The sequence below is a fragment of the Robiginitalea sediminis genome, from assembly GCF_002198115.1.
In the GTDB taxonomy this organism is placed as follows: Bacteria; Bacteroidota; Bacteroidia; order Flavobacteriales; family Flavobacteriaceae; genus Robiginitalea; species Robiginitalea sediminis.
On the sequence record NZ_NGNR01000001.1, the window covers coordinates 409,464 to 431,318 of the forward strand.

Genomic DNA, 21,855 nt, shown 5'->3' on the forward strand with positions numbered 1-21,855 from the left:
TTGTTATGTTTAAATCCATACGGCAGGACCTGCCTGCCAGTATCGTCGTCTTTTTTGTAGCCCTGCCCCTTTGCCTCGGAATTGCCCTGGCCAGTGGCGCACCCTTATTTTCCGGCCTTATAGCCGGGATTATCGGGGGGGTCGTTGTTGGGTCGCTCAGCGGCTCGCAAATAGGGGTAAGCGGCCCTGCTGCGGGGCTGGCTGCCATCGTCCTCACTGCCATTGGAGCCCTTGGGGGCTGGGAGAACTTCCTGGTAGCCGTGGTCCTGGGGGGTGCCATCCAAATGCTCTTCGGGGTACTCAAAGCCGGGGTTATCGGCTACTATTTCCCATCATCCGTCATTAAAGGGATGCTTACGGGGATCGGGATTATCATTATCCTGAAACAAATCCCGCACTTCTTCGGGTACGATGCCGATCCGGAAGGGGATTTTGCCTTCTTCCAGGTCGATGGCCAGAACACGTTTTCGGAAATCCTCCTTACCCTGAACAATATCTCCCCGGGTGCCACCCTGGTAGCCCTTGTAGGCCTTACCATTCTCATTTTGTGGGATAAGGTGCTCTCCAAAAAAGCGAAGATTTTCCAGCTGATCCAGGGACCCCTGGTAGCCGTAATAGTCGGGATTGTGTTCTACGCCACCACCCGCGGTCATGCCGTGCTGGGTATCTCCCCGGAACACCTGGTAAGCGTGCCGGTCCCGGAAGACAGCGCCTCGTTTTTGGCGCAATTCAGCTTCCCGAACTTCGCGGTTATTACGCAAACCGAAATCTGGATCACCGCCTTTACCATTGCCCTGGTAGCCAGCCTGGAAACCCTGCTTTGTGTGGAAGCCACGGACAAGCTGGACCCGGAGCGCCGCGTGACCCCCACCAACCGGGAGTTACTCGCCCAGGGGGCCGGAAACATGATTTCCGGTTTTGTTGGCGGGTTGCCTATTACCCAGGTCATCGTGAGGAGTTCGGCCAACATTCAATCCGGCGGGAAAACCAAGATGTCTGCCATCATCCACGGGTTTTTCCTCCTGTTCTCCGTGATCCTGATCCCCCGCCTGCTCAATATGATTCCCTTGTCGGTTTTGGCTGCCATCCTATTTATAGTAGGTTTTAAGCTCGCCAAGCCCACACTGTTCAAGGAGATGTACCATAAGGGCTGGAAACAGTTTGTACCCTTTATCGTTACCGTTTTGGGGATCATCTTTACAGACTTGCTGGTGGGGATTGGCCTGGGCCTTGGGGTTGGCATTATTGTTATCCTCATCAAAAGCTATCAGAATTCCCATTTCCTCCACATCCAGGACAAGAGCAACGGCAAGCACAAAATCCTGATGACCCTGGCCGAAGAAGTCACGTTTTTCAACAAGGGGGCCATCCTGAAGGAGCTCGACCAACTACCGGAAAATACCTATCTTGAATTGGATGTTCGAAAAACCCGGTACCTGGATAACGACATTATTGAAATCCTGGACGACTTCGCCTATAAGGCAAAGGCCAGGAACATTGAAATCCACCTCATCTCCGAACGGGGCGAGGTGGTCAACCCGGAGAGTTTTGTAGCCTTTTTCAAACTCCGTAAAAAAACAGCCTGACCCATGAAAGCACACAACGCAGAAACCCAGGCGTCCATGACGCCGCAGAAAGCCCTGCAATTCCTTAAGAAGGGCAACCTCCGGTTCCAGCAAAACCTGAAGGCGAACCGGAACCTGCTGGAGCAGGTCAACGACACCAAGGACGGGCAGTTTCCGTTTGCCACCGTCCTGAGTTGCATCGACTCCCGCGTTTCGGCCGAATTGGTCTTCGACCAGGGCCTGGGGGATATCTTCAGCATCCGCATAGCCGGTAACTTCATCAACCAGGACATCCTCGGGAGTATGGAGTTTGCCTGCAAGCTGGCGGGAACCCGGTTATTGCTGGTGTTGGGCCATACCAGTTGCGGCGCGGTTAAAGGCGCCTGCGACCATGCGCGCCTCGGACACCTGACTACCCTGATCAACAAGATTGAACCCGCAGTGGCAGCGGTAAAAGAGCCCAGGGAAGAATCGGAAAGGACCTCCAAAAACCTGCAGTTCGTAGACGCAGTGGCCGAGGAAAACGTTCGCATGGCCCTGGAGAATATCCGCTCGCAGAGCAAGATCCTGTGTGAAATGGAGCGGGATGGAGAAATAGGCATTGTAGGCGCGATGTACGACATCTCCACCGGGGAAGTCCGCTTTTTAAAATAGGGTACACCACCCGAAAAAAGGAGCAAAGGTCGGGGGGGGCAGGTACCCCGGCCTTTCCCTTTTTGTACTATCTTCACCCCGGATACAGAAAACGGTTCAAGGATGAAATCCCTATTCGCCCACTTCCGGGGCGACCTCTTTGGCGGCCTTACCGCAGGAATCGTAGCCCTACCCCTGGCCCTGGCCTTCGGGGTGAGTTCGGGTTTGGGGCCAAGCGCCGGGCTTTACGGGGCCATCTTCATCAGCTTTTTCGCCGCCCTTTTCGGCGGGACCCCCACGCAAATCTCGGGGCCTACCGCACCTATGACGGCAGTAAGCATGGTGGTTATAGGCAGTATCATTGCCGTAAACGACGGCAGCGTGGAGAAAGCCCTCCCCGCCATACTCACGGTATTCCTTCTGGCCGGGCTGATGCAGGTTGGCCTGGGCCTTATGGGGCTGGGGCGGTACATCCGCTACATCCCCTACCCGGTGGTATCCGGGTTTATGACAGCCATTGGGGTTATCATCATCGTGACCCAGATCCTTCCGGCCATCGGGTACTACCCCAAGGAAGATGCGGAGTATGTAGCCCTGTTTAAACCGCAGGCCGAGGAACTCATCCTGGAAAACATCCTACGGGAGGAGGCCGGAGAAGGCATCCTCGTTTTGGAAGACTTCCAGGAAACCATCAACCGATCTCACGAAATCACCCCGGAGGCCATCCTGAAGGAATCCGGAACCCTGGCCGCCAAGGAAGCCTCCGGGGTTATGGGCACCTTCCGCGTTCTGCGCCGGGCAGTGGGTCAGATCCAATACCTTGAGCTTCTGCTGTGCCTGGCCACCATTGCCATCATCTACGGTTTTAAGCGCATTACCACAGCGGTTCCCAGTACCCTGGTGGCCCTGCTCCTGGTTTCAGGGGTTGCCTATGCCGCCAACCTCAATTACCGCCCCATCGAGCAAATCCCGGAAGGGTTCCCCATTCCCAACCTGGAAATCTTTACGGGATTTCGGCTGGACCAGATCAGCCCTTATATCTTTACGGCCCTGACCCTGTCCCTACTCGGGGCCATCGATTCCCTGCTGACCTCTGTGGTTGCAGACAACATGACCAAGACCAAACATAAACCCAACAAAGAACTCGTGGGCCAGGGGATAGGGAATAGCATCGCCGCTATTTTCGGGGGCATTCCCGGTGCCGGGGCTACCATCCGTACCGTGGTGAACATCAACTCCGGTGGCAAAACACGGCTTTCGGGCATGATTGCCGGGGTCATCCTATTGGTGATCCTGTTGGCCCTGGGCCCGGTGGCCTCCAAAATCCCGGCTGCTGTGCTGGCAGGAATCCTGATCACAGTAGGCATCAATGTGATGGACTATAAGGGGTTACGGGCCATCCCCAGCCTCCCGAGGGATATCTCCCTGGGGCCCGTACGGCTCAGTTCGGAAGTCCTGATCATGATCGTGGTCCTGGTGCTATCCACCTTCTGGAACCTGGTTTACGCCGTGGGAATAGGCCTGGTCATCGCCTCCCTGATGTTTATGAAACAGATCGGGCAACTCACCGGGCAGCGCTCCGATGTAAAACCCTTACTTCGGGAAAAGGCCTGGCCAGACGAAAAGAACTTTCCCCAGAACCTGCAGCAGGAAGTCTTCATCAAACACATCAAAGGCCCGTTATTCTTCGGTACCACCAGTGAGTTCCAGCAACTGGCCGAACAAATCCCGGATACGGCCCGTGCGGTTATTATCCGGCTGGGGCGAATGCAGTATATGGACCAATCCGGTCTCTATGCCATGGAAGATGTCCTGCAGGCCCTTCGCAAGAAAAATGTAACGCCCCTCTTCGTCAATGTCCTGGACCAACCCAGGTATATGATGGAGCGCATCGACATTATCCCGGATCTGGTTCCCCACGAACATATTTTCCCGAATTTCAGGGCCTGTACCGAATGGGTAGTGGAGCACATAGGCGACACTGTCCTGTAAGGCGCAAACACCCCTGCGGTTGAAAGAAATGCGTACCTTTGTTCCCGCCCAGAGCGCGGATTCCCCGCAGGGGCGATGATTGGATACCATGATCGAAGAACTGAAAAAACACCTGGAGGAAGTAACCACCTTCGAAGCCGACTCGGCGGAAGCCCTCGAGGCCTTCAGGATCAAATACCTGGGCAAGAAAGGCCTGCTCAATACGTTCTTTGCAGCCCTTAAGGACGTGCCCAAAGAGGAAAAAAGGGAATTCGGCCAAACGGTCAACACCCTGAAAAATGCAGCCAACGAAAAGTGGGAAACCCTGAAAAGCAAGTTGGAATCCCAAACCAGCCAGCAGGCCCGCTATGGCGATTTAACCCGGCCCGGGGAGCCGCTGCCCCTGGGGTCGCGCCATCCCATTTCCGTAGTGCGGGACGAGATCATATCCATTTTCTCACGGATCGGTTTCACCGTATCGGAAGGCCCGGAAATCGAAGACGACTGGCATAATTTCACCGCCCTGAACCTGCCGGAATACCACCCGGCCAGGGACATGCAGGATACCTTCTTTATCCAGACGGACCCGGATATCCTTCTGCGCACCCATACTTCCTCGGTACAGGTCCGCTATATGGAGCAGCACAAACCGCCCATCCGGACCATTTCCCCGGGGCGGGTATACCGGAACGAGGCCATTTCGGCCCGCTCCCATTGCTTTTTCCACCAGGTAGAAGGGCTTTATATCGATAAGGGCGTTTCCTTTGCTGACCTGAAGCAGACCCTGCAATACTTTACCAAAGCCCTTTTTGGTAAATCGCGCATCCGCCTGCGCCCCTCCTACTTCCCCTTTACCGAACCCAGTGCGGAAGTGGATGTCTACTGGGGGCTGGAGACGGAAACCGACTACAAGATCACCAAGGGTACGGGATGGCTCGAAATTATGGGCTGTGGGATGGTAGACCCCAACGTGCTGAAGAATTGCGGGATAGACCCCGCGGAATATTCCGGCTTTGCTTTTGGAATGGGGATAGACCGCATTGCACTGCTACTCTACCAAATTCCGGATATCCGTCTCCTGAGCGAAAATGACGTTCGCTTCCTGAAACAATTCAAGAGCAGCCGCTAACGCAGCGGAAACCCTTTTGCGGCCCACCACGGGTGTACCTCGATGGCCAGCCGGCCAGCTTTTACAGAAGGGTCCATGTTGGCCAGGCTGTCTGCCATTTCCAGGGTAGGGACATTGTAGATGGTAATCCCCCGGATGTCGCCATCGTCTCCAAAAGGCCCGGAGATATCGGCGTAACCTTCCTCGTACATGCGCCCGAGGTGTTCCAGGTGGAGGCGCTGCAGGCTGTCTGCCTCCTCCTTATTCTGTGAACGGACCGGCCCGCGTTTCAAAAAGGCGATGAAGTACTGCTGCATCAGCACCGTGTCTCCCGTTGCCTGGTCCACATAGTCGAATATCTGGAACCCCCGTTGCTCCAATTCCCGGCGCAGCTCTGCCTGCGACTTTTCCGGCACAATGGGCTCCTCTCCTGCAGGGTTTTGGGCCTCCTCCCTGGAGGCACATCCGGCTGCCAGCATCCCGGCAACCAGGATAAGGGTGCGCAATATCGTTTTTAGTTCCATGTTTTAAACGGATTTTTACTGAGCTGTGAATTGTAGTATTCGGGCTTGCCGGTTACTTCTTCCCCCAGCCAGGCCGGCCTGGGAAAGGACTCTCCCTCCTCCTGCAGCTCCACCTCGGCCAGGATCAGGCCCTGGTTGTCGTCCTGGAACTCATCTACTTCAAATATGTGGTGGCCCACCGGCACCTCGTAGCGGATTTTGCGGATCACACTGGGCAAGCAGATCTCCAGCATTTCGGTAGCGTCTTCCGGGGAAATGGCGTACTCCCATTCCTGGCGGGTAGTCCCCCCGGCATCGGAGCAACCCTTGATGGTGATCCAGGCCTGGTTGCCACAGCGGCGGATGCGCACCACCCGGTCCGGGTTGGTGCTCAAAAACCCCTGGATCATTTCCCAGTGCTGCACCGCGGCTTCCCGGTAGGAGCGGTTGCGCACAAGGAACTTTCGCTCAATCTCAATCATAGGTACCTGTTTCCCGGATGGTCCGGGCGGCCTAAATATACCCTAAATTTGACTATGGAAATGCGGGAAATCCGAAAGATCATCCATGTGGACATGGACGCCTTCTTCGCTTCGGTGGAGCAGCACGACCACCCAGAACTCGCCGGGAAACCGGTGGCCGTAGGGGGAGGGTCCAAACGGGGGGTGGTGGCGGCCGCAAGTTACGAAGCCAGGAAGTTCGGGGTGCGCTCTGCCATGAGCGGGGCCCTGGCGCGGCGGCAGTGCCCGGATCTCATCTTTGTGGCACCCCGGTTTGACCGGTACCGGGAAGTTTCCCTGCAAATCCGGGAGATCTTTTGCGAATACACGGACCTGGTGGAGCCCCTCTCCCTGGATGAAGCCTACCTCGATGTTACCGTAAATAAAAAAGGGAAGCCCTCCGCAACGCTGATCGCCCGGGATATCCGCCGTAAGATCCTGGAAAAAACGGGGCTAACAGCTTCGGCAGGGATTTCCATCAACAAGTTTGTAGCCAAGGTTGCCAGCGATATGAACAAGCCCAATGGGCAGAAAACCATCCCGCCGGAAGAAGTGGAGGCCTTTCTGCTGAGCCTGGACATACGCAAGTTCCATGGAGTAGGAAAGGTAACGGCCGCCAAGATGAACCGCCTGGGCATCTTTACCGGGGAGGACCTGGCAGCCCGGTCGGAAGCCTTCCTGGCCGAAAATTTCGGGAAAAGCGGGAAGCACTATTACGACATTGTCCGCGGCATCCATAACAGCCCGGTGCAGCCCAGCCGTACCCCAAAGTCCGTGGGTGCAGAACGCACCTTTTCGGAAAACCTCAGCAGCGAAGTCTTTATGCTGGAAAAGCTTGAGCACATCGCCGGGGAGCTGCAAAACAGGCTCCGTAAAAAGGGCCGGGCCGGGAAAACCATTACCCTGAAAATCAAATACAGCGACTTCAGGCTGCACACCCGCAGCCGTACCCTGGAGTACTATGTGTCCGATGCGGGCCTGATCCTGGAAACGGCCAGGTCCCTGCTCTACCAGGAGCCCCTGCAGGAATCCGTCCGCCTGCTGGGGATTTCCCTCTCCAACCTCAACACCGAAAAAAAGAAAACCGAACCCCAGGCGGATTCGGTTTCGGTCCAATTGCAATTTGACTTTTAGAAATTGCAGGATTCGATCTGGGTCACCCTCAGGGTGTTGACCATCCCCTTGTCCTTAATGGGCATAGCTGCCAGGCTAATGAGCATATCGCCGGCTTCCAGGAAGCCCTTCTGGCAGGCAATTTTGTTTACGTCTTCTATGGTTTCGTCCGTGGAGACAAAACGGTCGTAATAGAAAGCCTTTACCCCCCAGAGCAAATTGAGTTGGGAGAGGATCTTCTTGTTGGAGGTGAAGACCAGGATATGCGCACTGGGGCGCCAGGCCGAAATCTGGAAGGCCGTATACCCACTGTTGGTAAGGGTGGAAATCGCCTTGGCCTTGATCTCATTGGCCATAAGGGCGGCATGGAAACAAACCGCCTTGGTAATATAGCGCTTGGTGCGGATCTGAGGGGGCTCGTGGGGTACTTTGATAAGTTCGGACCCCTCCACGCTCTTGAGGATGCTGGTCATCTTCTGAATAACCTGTACCGGGTAATTCCCAACGGAGGTCTCCCCGGATAGCATTACCGCATCTGCCCCGTCCATCACGGAGTTGGCCACATCGTTTACCTCTGCACGCGTGGGCGTCAGGCTGGTAATCATTGTCTCCATCATCTGGGTGGCAATAATGACCGGGATACGCGCTTTTTTGGCCCTTAGCACCAGGCGCTTCTGGATAAGGGGGACTTCCTCTGCGGGCACTTCCACCCCAAGGTCGCCCCGGGCCACCATAAGCCCGTCGCAGTACGCGACAATCTTGTCGATATTCTCCACGGCCTCCGGCTTCTCGATCTTGGCAATGATCGGGATCTTGTGCTTGGCATGCTCCTCGATGAGCTGTTGGAGGTCTATCAGGTCCTGGCTGTGACGCACAAAAGAAAGGGCAATCCAGTCCACATCCTGGGAAATGGCAAAGATGGCGTCCTTGATATCCTTTTCGGTAAGGGCCGGCAGGGAGATATTGGTATTGGGCAGGTTTACCCCTTTCTTGGATTTGAGGGGGCCGCCCTGCACAACCTTGGCCTTCACACTGTCCTTGCCGTTGGTTTCCAGGATCTCGAAGATCAGCTTCCCGTCGTCCAGCAGGATCCGTTCCCCCGGGTTAACATCCTTGGGGAAGTTCTTGTAGTTCATGTAGACTTCCTTGTCGTTCCCTTCAAAGGGTTTCCCGGTGCGGAAGGTAATCTCATCTCCCGGGGCAACCACGACCTCCCCGGACATGACCCCAACCCGCAGTTTGGGGCCCTGCAAGTCTGCAAGGATAGCCGTGTGGATACCCAGTTCCTCGCTTAATTCACGGATCATGGCAACGCGCTGGGCCACATCGTCGTAGTTGGCGTGGGAAAAATTGATCCGAAAGACATCCACCCCGGCCTTTACCATTTCCCGCAAGGTGTCCTTACTGCTGGTAGCCGGCCCCAAGGTGGCGACAATCTTTGTCTTTTTCTGGTTTGGCATATTGTTTTTAGAAAATTAGATTGTGTTTGGATTTAAGTTCGGCTGCCTCCAGGCGGTAGGCGGTTTGCACCTTCGGGACGGCAAGAACCTTCGGTAGTATGGGCTCTTCTGGCTCCCCTCCGTCTATCTTCAGGAAGAAGTCCACCTCCTTGCGTTCCGGGATCAGATAAACCCGTCTGCTGGAGGGTGTACTGGAAAACAACCCACCCCCGTCCGATGCGGCTTCTTCGACCGTTCCCGGGTTTACCATCAGCGTCCAGTCCCTGAAGTGCTTCTGGTCCTTCCACTGGTATACGGAAAAAGCCGCAGACTCCCCCAGGAGCAAATCATCGTGCATCCGCTTAAGGCGAATCCCGCAGTGCGCGTTCAGCGCATAGGCAAGGGCGTAATCCTCCAGCGAACTGTGAATGGCAATCAATCCGAAGGAAGTATCCTCCAGAAGATCCTCCCATATACTATGCCTGCTGCCCATTGCCGAGTTCAAACGAGCCGTAAATATAACGGTTATAGCCGAATCCACCTACTGGAAGCCGGTATTGCGGGTATTCCCGCTTCCTTGGGAAGTCCTGGATCACAGTTTAGCCCATCTTGCCCTGCAGGGCATAGAACGCCCTTTTGGAGGCCTTTTCCTCTGCTTTCTTTTTGGAGGTGGCCCGGGCCTTGGCCATTATTCGGCCATTGATGCGGAGTTTTACGGCAAAGTGCTTCACGGGGTCGTTGCCAGTATCCTCGTATACATCGAAGTGGAACTCCTTCTTTTCCTTCTGGCACCACTCGATGACCAGGCTTTTGTAGCTGATGACCTGCCCTTCCAGTTGTTCGATATCCACATAGGGCTCAATGACCCTGCTCTGGATAAACTTCTCGCAGTACTTGTACCCGCGGTCCAGGTAAATGGCCCCAATGAGAGCCTCGAACACATTCCCGTGGATGTTCTCGCCGAAATGCGATTTCGGGATGCGGCTTTCCACGAATTTCAGGAGGCCCAGGTCCTTGCCGAGTTCGTTCAGGTGCTTGCGGCTCACGATTTTAGACCTCATTTTGGTCAGGTAGCCTTCATCTCCGGCCGGCACTTCCTTGTAGAGGTGTTTGGAGATGATGGTCCCCAGCATGGAATCGCCCAGGAATTCCAGGCGTTCGTAATTCATGGGGTTCCCCTTTTTGTCCTTCTGGTTGGCAGAGCGGTGCAGGAATGCCCGCTTGTAGATGTCGAGGTTCTTGGGCTTAAACCCCAGTATTTTTGTAATCCCCAAAAAAAAATCCCCATCCTCCTTAGGATGGGAATTGAAGATATTTCCTGGGAAGGTCATACGGGAATCAGCTTATTTTCTTGAAAAGTACACAGGCATTGTGCCCTCCGAAGCCGAAGGTATTGCTCATTGCCACGCGCACATCCCGTTTCTGTGCCTTGTTTAGCGTTAAATTCAGCGAAGGATCGATGTTTTCATCCACCTCAGTGTGGTTGATGGTGGGCGGAACAATCCCGTGCTCCATAGCCAGGATGGAGGCAATGGCCTCAATAGCCCCGGCCGCCCCCAACAGGTGACCCGTCATGGACTTGGTGGAGTTGATATTGATATTGGGGGCATGGTTCCCGAACACCTTGGAAATCGCTTTGAGTTCGGCCACGTCGCCAAGGGGGGTCGACGTTCCGTGGGTGTTGATCGCATCGACCTCCTCGGGTTTTACCCCGGCATCCCGCAGGCAGTTCTCCATCACCCGGACCACCCCGATCCCATCCGGGTGGGGGGCCGTCATATGATAGGCATCGGAGGAAAGGCCTCCTCCGGCTACTTCGGCATAAATTTTGGCTCCCCTTGCTTTAGCGTGCTCGTATTCTTCGAGGATGAGGGCTCCTGCACCTTCCCCCAGCACAAACCCGTCGCGGGTGGCGTCGAAGGGGCGGGAAGCAGTTTCAGGGCTTTCGTTCCGGGTGGAAAGGGCATGCATGGCATTAAACCCGCCCATCCCGGCAATGGTTACGGCGGCTTCGCTCCCGCCCGTGACCACTACATCGCAATGCCCGAGGCGGATATAGTTCAGGGCGTCTATCAGGGCATTGGCAGAACTGGCACAAGCCGAAACGGTGGTGTAGTTCGGTCCCATGAAACCGTGTTTGATACTGATGTTCCCGGGGGCGATGTCGGCAATCATCTTCGGGATAAAAAACGGATTGAAACGGGGGGTACCATCCCCTGCCGCAAAGTTGAGGACCTCCGTCTGGAAGGTCTCCAGGCCTCCGATACCTGCGCCCCAGATCACCCCAACGCGGAATTTGTCGATCTGCTCGAGGTCCAGCCCGGAATCGGCGATAGCCTCATCGGAAGAGACCAGGGCATACTGGGCAAAACGGTCCAGTTTGCGCGCTTCCTTCCTGTCGAAAAAATCGTTGGGGTCGTACCCTTTGAGTTCGCAGGCAAACTTAGTCTTGAACTTCTCGGTATCGAAATAGGTGATGGGAGCACATCCGCTCTTGCCGTTCTTCAGCCCTTCCCAGTAAGCATCCTTTGTGTTGCCTATGGGTGTGAGGGCTCCAAGCCCGGTTACTACTACTCTTTTTAATTCCATACAATGAAACTATTTGGCAGCTACTTATCCCATGCGTAAATTAAAAAAAATTATCCATGCAGCCCTGCGGTGCATGGATAATTTGACTTTAGGAAAAAGTATATCATGTACTTACTTGGCCTCCTCTATGTAGCTAATAGCCTGGCCAACAGTAGCAATATTTTCAGCCTGATCGTCAGGGATCTGTATATCGAATTCTTTTTCAAATTCCATGATCAACTCTACAGTATCCAAGGAATCTGCACCCAGGTCGTTGGTAAAGCTCGCTTCAGCAACCACCTCGTTTTCGTCAACACCGAGTTTATCAACGATGATAGCCTTTACTCTTGATGCAATGTCTGACATATCGTTTGGTTTTAAATTTGAATTGTTGGCAAAAATATAAAACTTTGGGTTAAATACACGAAATACCGATAAAATGTAGCTTTCTATACCTCTAAATATAGTGGCAATAGTACATTTGTTCCATGGCAAATACCTTGAAAACGGACAATCCGCCGCTCAGGAAGCTGGTTTTGTTCGCTTCCGGATCGGGCAGCAATGTAGAGCGTATTGCTGCACATTTCGCAGAAGATGCCCGGGTGGCCATTAGCGGTGTGCTCTGCAATAACACCAAGGCCGGGGTCATAGACCGATGCAAGCGCCTGGGGCTCCCCCTGTACTGCTTCAACCGACCCGCTTTCCATAACCCGGAAGGACTGCTGGCCCTGCTGGCCGGCCTGGAACCCGACCTGATTGTCCTGGCCGGATTCCTCTGGAAAATCCCCGATGCCATGGTGGAGGCCTACCCGGAACGCATTGTAAACATCCACCCGGCCCTGTTGCCTAAATACGGGGGAAAAGGGATGTATGGAATGCATGTGCACCAGGCAGTGGTCGAAAACAAGGAAGCCGAAACGGGGATCACCATCCATTTTGTGAATGAGGCCTACGATGAAGGGGCTATTATTTTTCAGGCCCGCACGGCGGTTACCCCGGAACATACTCCGGAAGATGTAGCGGCGAACGTGCACGAGCTGGAGTACGCGCACTTCCCCAGGGTTATCGAAGAACTCCTTAATCTTGAGGATGGCTGAGAAAAAAAAATACTACACCGTCTGGAAGGGGAAAACCCCAGGGGTCTATAAAGGATGGGAAGCCTGCAAAAAAGAGATAGGGGGTTTTAAAGGGGCCCAGTATATGGGTTTTGCAGACCGGGAGGAGGCCCAGAAAGCCTATCGCATGGGCTACGGGGCTGCCCTGGCCGCTAAAAAGCGCGCCAAATCCGCTGCCGAGGCATCCCTGGCACGCCTGGGCTCCCCGAATATGAATTCTATTTCGGTTGATGCGGCCTCCAGCGGGAACCCTGGTAAAATGGAATACCAGGGTGTAGATACCCGGACGGGCAAGCGACTCTTCCACCAGGGCCCTTTCGAGGAGGGCACCAACAACATTGGGGAATTTTTAGCCATTGTACACGGGCTGGCCTATTTAAAAAAGCACGGCAGTGACCGGATTATTTATACTGACTCCCGGACAGCCATGAGTTGGGTCCGCAAGAAAAAATGCAACACCAAACTGGAGGAAAACGAAAAAAACGACGCCCTCTTTGAACTAATAGACCGGGCCGAACAGTGGTTGCGCGAGCACCCCTACACCACCCCGGTAGTGAAATGGGAAACCAAGGCATGGGGGGAAATACCGGCGGATTTCGGGAGGAAGTAAGACGGGATCATCCGTTGGTGTATCGTGCGCAGAAGGCGTATCTTTGCCGCAAACTCCAGGCGGATACATGGGAAAACTTTTAGTTGTGGGGACCGTGGCTTTCGATGCCATTGAAACCCCATTCGGAAAAACCGACAAAATATTAGGGGGGGCAGCGACCTTTATTAGCCTGGCTGCGGCTCTCTACAAAACCAAAACCGGGATCGTTTCCGTGGTGGGGGACGATTTCCCGGAAGCCTACACCGAGCTGTTGCAGCAAAAGGGCATCGACACTTCCGGAATAGAAGTGGTGCCCGGCGGAAAAACATTTTTCTGGAGCGGGCGCTACCACAACGACCTGAACCGACGGGATACCCTGGCTACCGAATTGAATGTCCTGGCCGATTTTAACCCGGTAGTCCCCGAGGGGTTTCGCAACCCGGATGTCCTGATGCTGGGCAACCTGCACCCGGAGATCCAGATGGATGTCATCCGGCAGATGCGCACCCGGCCCAAGCTCACCGTCCTGGATACCATGAATTACTGGATGGACCACACCTGGGATTCCCTGATGGACGTAATCCGCGAGATTGACGTGATTACCATCAACGATGAGGAGGCCCGGCAAATGAGCGGGCAGTATTCCCTGGTGAAAGCCGCCGGTATGATCAGTGCCATGGGGCCGGATTATGTGGTTATCAAAAAGGGTGAGAACGGGGCCCTGCTCTTCCACGAAGACCGTATTTTCTTTGCCCCTGCCCTCCCTCTGGAAGAGGTTTTTGACCCCACCGGGGCCGGGGACACCTTTGCAGGAGGGTTTGCCGGGTACCTGGCCGAGTCCGGGAACCTGAGCTTCGAAAACATGAAAAACGCCGTGATACATGGGTCCAATCTGGCGTCCTTCAGCGTGGAGCGCTTCGGAACGGAACGTCTTCTGGAGGTGCAGCCCGGGGAGCTCTCTGCACGACTGCAGCAATTCAGGGAATTAACCCAATTCGATATCGAAGTTGAATAAGCGGTTTTCCCAGGTAGTTTTTATAATTTTGCCGGCATGAGCGACGCCATCAAACACGAATGCGGGATTTCCCTCATTCGTCTCCTCAAACCCCTCGAATACTATCAGGAAAAATACGGTACGGCTTTTTATGGGGTAAACAAGATGTACCTCATGATGGAGAAGCAGCACAACCGGGGGCAGGATGGCGCCGGTTTTGCCAGTATCAAGCTGGACATGAAGCCCGGCGAGCGGTATATGAGCCGGGTCCGCTCCAACCTCTCCCAGCCCATACAGGACATCTTCGAGCGCATCAACGACCGGATAAACGAATCCCTGCGGGAACACCCGGATAAAGTGGATGATGTGGCCTGGCAAAAACGGAACATCCCCTATGTTGGGGAATTGCTCCTGGGCCATGTGCGCTATGGCACTTTCGGTAAGAACAGTATTGAAAGTGTCCACCCCTTCCTTCGGCAGAACAACTGGATGCACCGCAACCTCATTGTGGCCGGCAATTTCAACATGACCAATGTTACCGAACTCTTCGAGAACCTGGTTCACCTGGGCCAGCACCCGAAGGAATTGGCCGACACCATCACGGTAATGGAAAAAATCGGGCACTTCCTGGACGATGCCGTTGCCAAACTCTACAAACAAATCAAAAAGGAAGGCTTTAATAAAATGGAAGCCTCCCCCCTTATTGCGCAACGGCTTAACCTGGCCAAAATCCTGAGGAAATCCTCCAAAAACTGGGATGGAGGCTACGCCATGGCCGGCCTGCTAGGTCATGGGGACGCCTTTGTCCTGCGCGATCCTTCGGGGATCCGCCCTGCATATTATTACAAAGATGATGAAGTAGTGGTTGTGGCTTCCGAACGCCCGGCCATTCAGACGGTGTTCAATACCTCCTATGAGGAGGTGCATGAACTCCCGCCGGGGCATGCCATCATTATAAAGAAGGACGGGCAGGAAGAAATCCGGGAAATCCGCAAACCCGAAGCGCGGAAGGCCTGTTCTTTTGAACGCATTTATTTCTCCAGGGGCAACGACAAGGAAATCTACGAAGAGCGGAAAATGCTCGGAAAGCTGCTGTTTCCTCAAATCCTGGAGGCCATAGACCACGACCTGCGCAATACGGTGTTTTCCTATATCCCCAATACAGCCGAAACCTCTTTCCTCGGGATGTTGCGGGAAGCCCAGAATTACCTTAACAATAAGAAGGAGGAACAAATTCTGGCCCTGGGGTCCAATATCAGCCGGGAAGCCCTGAACGACATCCTGGACGTACGCCCCCGGATCGAGAAAGTCGCTATTAAAGATGCCAAACTCCGGACCTTTATCACCCAGGACAGCAGCCGGGACGATCTGGTGGCCCACGTCTACGACATTTCTTACGGCTCGGTGAACCCCGGGGATTACCTGGCTATTATAGACGACAGTATTGTTCGGGGAACTACTCTGAAAAAGAGTATCCTTCGCATTCTGGACCGGTTGAATCCCAAAAAGATCATCGTGATTTCCTCGGCTCCCCAAATCCGGTACCCGGACTGCTACGGGATCGACATGGCCAAGCTGGAGGACTTTATCGCATTCCGGGCGGCCCTGGAACTCCATAAAGACCACGGCACCGAACACATTATTGAGGAGATTTACCAGAAATGCAAGGCCTCCCTGGCTTCAGGAAAGCTGGAAAACACCGAGAACCATGTAAAGGCATTCTACCGCCCCTTTACAGCCGCACAGATCTCCGAAAAGATCGCGGTCCTGCTGAGCCCTCCGGATATCAAGGCGGAGGTCCAAATCATTTACCAGACCATCAGCAACCTTCACCTGGCCTGCCCGAAAAACCTCGGGGACTGGTACTTCACCGGAGACTATCCCACCCCGGGGGGCAACCGGGTCGTAAACCGGTCGTTCGTCAACTTTTATGAGGGAAAGAACGAACGCGCCTATTAGGCCAATCCTCGATGAACTACCACTTTTTGTGCATTTCATCGATAAAACGTGCATTTTACCGTATTTATCCATGGAGCGGACAGAACCCCACTACTTTAGGATTGCCATAGCATAAGTAGGTTAAGTTCATGGTAAGATTTGGGGCAAAAAAGGTGGAGTTTCTCCACCTTTTTTATTTGTCCTAATCCCTGAGAAAGTTCCCACAACCCCTTCATCCTCTTCTCTCTTTGCGTAGGAACTATACGGCGCCAAGGGCAGTTCAACGGTTTTCTCAGGCGTTTGTCCAAAATCGAAAGCGCAACCCGGAACTCCGGCCTATTTTTGGATCACCATAGCATAAGTAGGTTAAGTTCATGGTAAGATTTGGGGAAAAGGCAAGGGTAACACCTTGCCTTTTTATTTTTTCCGGGAGGTTTAACGCCTTGATATCCTGCCTGTATGGGCCCAGAAAGCGACACTTGATCCTTCCCGCCTCCTAAAAAATCGTCAAAATCTTTTGTTATTTCTCTTAATACCAGTAATTTAGTCTTGCCATAGCATAAGTAGGTTAAGTTTATGGTAAGATTTGGGATGAAAAGGGCAGAGTCTTCTCTGCCCTTTTCTATTGGATAACATCCAAAAAAAAGCCCCGCCTAAAGCAGGGCTATTCTCCTTATAGTTTCAATGACTATTTGTTCGCCTCGAAAAGCTCGGACACCTTATCCCAGTTAATCACATTGTAGAAGGCGCCGATATAATCCGGACGGCGGTTCTGGTAGTTCAGGTAGTAGGCGTGTTCCCAAACGTCGATCCCCAGAATGGGGGTTCCGCCGCAGCCTATGCCGGGCATCAGGGGGTTGTCCTGGTTCGCGGTGGAGCAGATTTCCACTTTACCGCCTTTATGCACACACAGCCAGGCCCATCCGGAACCAAAGCGGGTAGCAGCAGCCTTGCTGAATGCCTCCTTAAAGGCGTCGAAAGAGCCATAGGCAGCTGAGATGGCATCGGCAAGCGCCCCTGAAGGGGTGCCTCCGCCACTGGGTCCCATTACTTCCCAGAAGAGGCAGTGGTTGTAGTACCCCCCACCGTTGTTACGAACCGCCATATTATTCATGTCCAGGCCGGATAGGATGGCCTCAATGGACTTGCCCTCCAGGTCTGTACCTGAAATAGCGGCATTCAGGTTGTTGGTGTACCCGTTGTGGTGTTTGGTATGGTGGATCTCCATGGTGCGCGCATCGATATGCGGCTCCAGGGCGTCGTATGCATATGGTAAATTCGGTAGTTGAAAAGACATAGAGTATAGGAATTATAGTTAGCAAAAAGTGTTCATCAAAAATAAGGATTTTAACAAACATAAGGCGCTAATTAATTGTTAAGAACCCCCCGATATTGTGTAATTTGCACCTAATGGCCACGGAAACTTCTGCTTTTAGAATTTACGATGCTTCCGCCGGTTCGGGAAAGACCTACACCCTTACCCTGGAGTACCTGAAATTATTGCTTAAACCCGGAGGCCGCAGGAGCTTCCGGCACATGCTCGCCATTACCTTTACCAATAAGGCGGTTGCCGAACTCAAACAGCGGATCCTGAGCAGCCTGAGGACCTTCTCCGAGCTTCCGGAAGATGCGGAGCTCCCCAGCCTTTTTGCCAAATTACAGGAGGCCCTGGGCATGGAGGCCCCTGCCCTTAAAGCGCGATGTGCCGAAGTCCTTAAGGAAATCCTGCACAACTACGCCTTTTTCGATATTTCGACCATTGACCGCTTTAACCACCGAATCCTGCGGACCTTTGCCCAGGACCTTCGCCTCCCTGCCCATTTCGAAGCAGAGATCGATACGGACTCCCTGTTGAGCCAGGCGGTAGAGGCGCTCATCCGAAAAACAGGAGACGATCCGGAACTGACCGGGGCGCTGATTGACTTCGCACTCGAAAAATCGGCCGAGGACCGCCATTGGGACATTGCCTTCGACCTCCGGGAAACGGGCAGCCTCCTGTTTAACGAAAATAACTTCCGCTACCTGGACGCCCTGGCGGGCAAAGGCATCCGCGACTATGCTGCCCTGAGGAAGTCCCTGGAAGAAAAGCGCAAGGGCTACGAGGAATCCATCCTGGAGATCGCCCGGGAGATGGCAGCCCTGCTGGACCGCCACCAGCTCGGTGAAAAAGATTTTTATCGCGGGTTTTTCCCAAAATTCCTGGAAAAAATTCTGAGCGGGCATTTTGAGATGCCTAACCGCCCTCTGAAATGGCAGGAGGAATTTGCAGATCGGCCCCTATACCCTTCTAATCTGGACGCAGGCCGTAAAACCCTCATGGACGGGTTGCATGTCGAGCTGGCCCAAGGGCTGTCCCATATTTTAGAAACCCTGTCCAAATGCGCCTTTCTGAGCAATGTCTCTTCCAACATGGCCCCGTTTACCGTCCTGGGCTTGTTGCAGGCCGAATTGAAACGGATCCAGGAGGAAGAAAGCCTGCTCCCGGTGGCCCGTTTCAATGCCATTATCGCTGCGGAAATTGCCGGGCAGCCCGCCCCCTATATCTATGAACGGCTGGGCGAGAAATTCCGCCATTATTTTATAGATGAATTCCAGGATACCTCGGAATTGCAATGGAAAAACCTAATCCCCCTTATCGGGAACGCCCTGGAAAGCCTGGACGAACAGGGCAGACAAGGCTCCCTGATCCTGGTGGGCGATGCCAAACAGGCCATTTATCGCTGGCGGGGCGGAAAGGCCGAACAGTTCCTGGACCTTTCCAACCACAGGGAGCAGCCCTTTTCTGTACCCGCAGAACACATCCCGTTGCCCAGGAATTTCCGCAGCCGCCAAACGATTGTTGACTTTAACAACGCCTTTTTCCTGCACCACTCCAAACACCTCGCGAACGAGGCCTACCAAAAGCTCTTTGAAAAGGGTGGTGAGCAGAAACCGGAATCCCAGGAAGCAGGGCTTGTACACCTCGAATTCCTGGAAGCGGATGTTGCCGACCTCAGGGCGGCATACACCGAAAAAGCCGTGACACAAGTCGTGGAACTGTTGGGGTCCGGCTACAGCCCTGCAGCCATATGCATCCTGACCCGAAAGGGCGATGAGGGCATTGCGGTGTCCGAAGGCCTTGTCCGCGCGGGAATCCCCATTATGTCCTCCGAAACCCTCCTGCTAAAAAACCATCCCGGGGTGGGCTTTCTCACAGACCTGCTCCGATACCTGCATGAAAGCGGTGACAAAAACCACCAATACGCCATGCTCCGGTTCCTGTATGGCGGAAGGGAGGATTTCCATACAGCAACCACCGAAGCTCTGGTCCGTTTCCAGGCGTTCGTGGAAGAATTTGGCTTTCCGGTAGAGCCGGCAAGGACCTGGGCTGTCTACGACATCCTGGAAGAAGCCATCCGGGCCTTTGGCTTATGCGGGGAGGGCGACGGGTACCTGCTGTACCTGCTGGATTTGGCCCATGAGGTAGGCCAGCGCCACGACCCTTCCATTGCCCGATTCCTGGAATACTGGGAAACCCATGAAGACAAGTTGAGTGTTGCAGCCCCCGAGGGGCAGCAGGCAGTTAGGCTTATGACCATCCATAAAGCCAAAGGGCTGGAATTTCCAGTGGTGATCTACCCCTTTGCCGACACCCAGATCTATTTTGAACAGCGGCCGAAGGTGTGGTTGGAGGTTCCGGCCCCGGAATTCGCCGGTTTCCCTTACTTGCAACTCTCCAAACGGCAAGAGATGGAGCGGTACGGCCCCGAAGCCAGGGAAGCCTATCTGCAGGAACGGGAGCGGCTGGAACTCGATGCCTTCAACGTCCTTTATGTGGCCCAGACCCGGGCCGCCGAAGCCCTCTATGTCTTTACCCGCCAACGCAGCCGAAGCGCCAGCAGTCCGATGTCCGATTACGGATCATTGTACCAATCCTACCTGGAAGCGGCAGGGCTATGGGAAGCCGGCCGGCAGGTATACACCTTCGGGCAACTGCAGCCGGGACCCCGCCCGACCGTTACCATGGGTCGGGAGACTTTGTCGCTAACGCCTGGCCCGCCTGGCCGCAAACGCCTGAACCTGGTTACCCGGGCAGCCAGTCTTTGGGAAACCGAAGCGGGCAGTGCCATCAGTTATGGAAACCTCATCCACCTGGCCCTGAGCCGGGTTACCGTTTACCAGGACGTACCGGGGGTAGTTGCCCAACTGGTGGAGGAAGGGATGCTGGAGCTTACAGAGCTGGAACCGGTAACCACCATCTTGAAACGCGTAACGGAACACCCCGACCTGAAATCCTATTTCGGGCCTATGGCAACCTGCTATGCCGAACGCGATATAATCGCGGAAAATGGGCTAATTTTACGCCCCGACCGCCTGGTCCTGATCCAGGGGGAAGCCGTGGTCCTGGATTACAAGACCGGAGGGCCTCGCCCCGAGCACAGGGAACAACTGGCCCGGTATGTCCGGGAGGTTTCCCAATTGGGATTGGGCCGTGCAAGTGGCATCCTCATTTATATCGATCCCACAGGCGTAAACCTTGATTATCTTTAACACCTATCAATAACGGATATGTACGGAAGTATTAAATCGCATTTGGAAAAAGAACTGGAAGACATCCGGGAAGCCGGGCTCTTCAAGGAAGAACGCATTATCACTTCCCCCCAGGGGCCGGTGATCCGGGTCTCTACCGGGCAGGAAGTTCTCAATTTCTGCGCGAATAACTATCTGGGACTCTCCTCCCACCCCGAAGTCGTCCAGGCCGCCAAGGACACCCTGGACAGCCACGGATTCGGCATGTCTTCCGTCCGGTTTATCTGCGGTACCCAGGATATCCATAAAAAACTCGAGCAGACCATTGCCGGGTTCTACGGGACCGAAGACACCATCCTCTACGCAGCGGCCTTTGACGCCAACGGGGGTGTTTTTGAACCCCTGCTGGGCCCTCAGGACGCGATAATCTCAGACGAACTCAACCACGCCTCCATCATAGACGGGGTCCGGTTGTGCAAGGCCATGCGATACCGGTATAAAAATGCCGATATGGCAGACCTGGAAGCCCAACTCAAGAAAGCCAATGAAGACGGGGCCCGCTTTAAAGTCATTGTGACCGACGGGGTTTTCTCCATGGACGGGTTGGTCGCCCCCCTGGACGCGATCTGCGACCTGGCCGAGGCCTACGATGCCCTGGTGATGATAGACGAGTGCCACGCCACCGGTTTTATCGGGGAAACAGGCATCGGTACCCTGGAAGAGAAGGGGGTGCTGGGCCGCATCGACATTATTACAGGCACCTTGGGCAAAGCCCTGGGCGGCGCAATGGGAGGGTATACCACCGGGAAAAAGGAAATCATCGAAATGCTGCGGCAGCGCTCCCGGCCGTACCTGTTTTCCAATAGTCTGGCCCCGGCCATTGTGGGGGCCTCCATAAAGGTCTTTGAATTGCTGGGGCGCGACCGTTCCCTGAAGGCGCGTCTGGATGAGAATACCGCCTACTTCAAAACGGAGATGAAGGCGGCAGGGTTCGATATTATCGACGGGGACTCGGCCATTGTACCGGTAATGCTGTACGATGCCAAACTCTCCCAGGAAATGGCCCGCAGGCTCCTGGATAAGGGGATTTACGTGATCGGGTTCTTCTATCCGGTAGTCCCCAAGGGCAAGGCCCGCATCCGCGTGCAGTTGTCGGCCGCCCACACCCGGGAACACCTGGACAAGGCCATCGCTGCATTTAAGGAAGTCGGAAGGGCCCTGGATGTGATATAAGCCCCGGAATCCGGGCCTTTGAGCGTCGAAAAAAATGGAGTTTTGATTTTGTTAATAATATTTAACAACTTACATTT

At 54.4% G+C, this 21,855-nt stretch carries 19 protein-coding genes; 11 read left to right on the forward strand and 8 right to left on the reverse strand.

From position 1 onward, the window contains the following. Positions 1–5: 5 nt before the first annotated feature. The 4 genes from CA832_RS01855 to pheS all read left to right on the forward strand — a co-directional run bounded on the left by CA832_RS01855 (position 6) and on the right by pheS (position 5,298). Complete coding sequence (locus tag CA832_RS01855; protein WP_088339857.1) at positions 6–1,586, forward strand: SulP family inorganic anion transporter; 1,581 nt, start codon at positions 6–8, stop codon at positions 1,584–1,586. 3 nt (positions 1,587–1,589) lie between these two features. Next, a complete protein-coding gene (locus CA832_RS01860; RefSeq protein WP_088339858.1) occupies positions 1,590–2,219 on the forward strand; it encodes a carbonic anhydrase family protein in 630 nt (209 codons plus the stop codon). 102 nt (positions 2,220–2,321) lie between these two features. Further along, complete coding sequence (locus CA832_RS01865) at positions 2,322–4,190, forward strand: SulP family inorganic anion transporter (RefSeq protein WP_088339859.1); 1,869 nt, start codon at positions 2,322–2,324, stop codon at positions 4,188–4,190. Between the two features lie 88 nt (positions 4,191–4,278). After that, on the forward strand, positions 4,279–5,298 hold the full coding sequence (gene pheS / locus CA832_RS01870; protein ID WP_088339860.1) for a phenylalanine--tRNA ligase subunit alpha: 1,020 nt from the start codon (positions 4,279–4,281) through the stop codon (positions 5,296–5,298). On the opposite strand, the gene CA832_RS01875 is transcribed toward pheS, so the two are convergent. Together CA832_RS01875 and CA832_RS01880 are read right to left on the reverse strand one after the other, a co-directional pair. Next, positions 5,295–5,801, reverse strand: a complete 507-nt coding sequence (locus tag CA832_RS01875) for a YciI family protein (RefSeq protein ID WP_088339861.1) — start codon at positions 5,799–5,801, stop codon at positions 5,295–5,297. The genes pheS and CA832_RS01875 overlap by 4 nt on opposite strands. After that, positions 5,792–6,262: a CYTH domain-containing protein gene (locus CA832_RS01880; protein WP_088339862.1), complete on the reverse strand. Its 471-nt coding sequence runs from the start codon at positions 6,260–6,262 to the stop codon at positions 5,792–5,794. Before CA832_RS01880 ends, CA832_RS01875 begins: the two co-directional genes overlap by 10 nt. Before the next feature lie 54 nt (positions 6,263–6,316). Between CA832_RS01880 and dinB the strand changes: the two genes are divergently transcribed. Beyond that, positions 6,317–7,414, forward strand: coding sequence for a DNA polymerase IV (dinB, locus tag CA832_RS01885; RefSeq protein WP_088339863.1), 1,098 nt, complete (start codon positions 6,317–6,319; stop codon positions 7,412–7,414). Here dinB and pyk read toward each other — a convergent pair. The 5 genes from pyk to CA832_RS01910 all read right to left on the reverse strand — a co-directional run bounded on the left by pyk (position 7,411) and on the right by CA832_RS01910 (position 11,766). Beyond that, entirely contained in the window at positions 7,411–8,853 is a 1,443-nt protein-coding gene (gene pyk / locus CA832_RS01890) for a pyruvate kinase (protein ID WP_088339864.1), read from the reverse strand. The two genes, dinB and pyk, sit on opposite strands and share 4 nt — an antisense overlap. 7 nt (positions 8,854–8,860) lie before the next feature. Beyond that, complete coding sequence (locus CA832_RS01895) at positions 8,861–9,337, reverse strand: IPExxxVDY family protein (RefSeq protein WP_158211865.1); 477 nt, start codon at positions 9,335–9,337, stop codon at positions 8,861–8,863. Between the two features lie 94 nt (positions 9,338–9,431). Continuing rightward, the gene (gene rnc / locus CA832_RS01900; RefSeq protein ID WP_088339866.1) at positions 9,432–10,163 is read right to left on the reverse strand and encodes a ribonuclease III; all 732 of its coding nucleotides are present in this window, start codon (positions 10,161–10,163) and stop codon (positions 9,432–9,434) included. A 7-nt stretch (positions 10,164–10,170) separates the two neighbouring features. Beyond that, positions 10,171–11,421, reverse strand: a complete 1,251-nt coding sequence (gene fabF, locus CA832_RS01905) for a beta-ketoacyl-ACP synthase II (RefSeq protein WP_088339867.1) — start codon at positions 11,419–11,421, stop codon at positions 10,171–10,173. 111 nt (positions 11,422–11,532) lie between these two features. Continuing rightward, entirely contained in the window at positions 11,533–11,766 is a 234-nt protein-coding gene (locus tag CA832_RS01910) for an acyl carrier protein (RefSeq protein ID WP_009778413.1), read from the reverse strand. Between the two features lie 122 nt (positions 11,767–11,888). On the opposite strand from CA832_RS01910, the gene purN reads away from it, so the two are divergent. The 4 genes from purN to CA832_RS01930 all read left to right on the forward strand — a co-directional run bounded on the left by purN (position 11,889) and on the right by CA832_RS01930 (position 16,057). Next, positions 11,889–12,497 (forward strand): phosphoribosylglycinamide formyltransferase, encoded by a 609-nt coding sequence (purN, locus tag CA832_RS01915; protein WP_088339868.1) that lies wholly within the window; start codon positions 11,889–11,891, stop codon positions 12,495–12,497. Then, positions 12,490–13,125 (forward strand): ribonuclease H1 domain-containing protein, encoded by a 636-nt coding sequence (locus tag CA832_RS01920; RefSeq protein WP_088339869.1) that lies wholly within the window; start codon positions 12,490–12,492, stop codon positions 13,123–13,125. The genes purN and CA832_RS01920 overlap by 8 nt, the downstream gene beginning before the upstream one ends. A 67-nt stretch (positions 13,126–13,192) precedes the next feature. Further along, a complete protein-coding gene (locus CA832_RS01925) occupies positions 13,193–14,119 on the forward strand; it encodes a PfkB family carbohydrate kinase (RefSeq protein ID WP_088339870.1) in 927 nt (308 codons plus the stop codon). A 36-nt stretch (positions 14,120–14,155) separates the two neighbouring features. Beyond that, on the forward strand, positions 14,156–16,057 hold the full coding sequence (locus CA832_RS01930; protein WP_088339871.1) for an amidophosphoribosyltransferase: 1,902 nt from the start codon (positions 14,156–14,158) through the stop codon (positions 16,055–16,057). A gap of 667 nt (positions 16,058–16,724) precedes the next feature. Here the strand turns inward: CA832_RS01930 and CA832_RS01935 are convergent. Next, entirely contained in the window at positions 16,725–17,333 is a 609-nt protein-coding gene (locus tag CA832_RS01935; RefSeq protein ID WP_088339872.1) for a superoxide dismutase, read from the reverse strand. A 113-nt stretch (positions 17,334–17,446) separates the two neighbouring features. Here CA832_RS01935 and CA832_RS01940 point away from each other — a divergent pair, with 113 nt between their 5' ends. Both CA832_RS01940 and kbl read left to right on the forward strand, forming a co-directional pair. Continuing rightward, a complete protein-coding gene (locus tag CA832_RS01940; RefSeq protein ID WP_088339873.1) occupies positions 17,447–20,566 on the forward strand; it encodes a UvrD-helicase domain-containing protein in 3,120 nt (1,039 codons plus the stop codon). 18 nt (positions 20,567–20,584) lie between these two features. Beyond that, positions 20,585–21,778, forward strand: a complete 1,194-nt coding sequence (gene kbl, locus CA832_RS01945; protein ID WP_088339874.1) for a glycine C-acetyltransferase — start codon at positions 20,585–20,587, stop codon at positions 21,776–21,778. Positions 21,779–21,855: the final 77 nt, after the last annotated feature.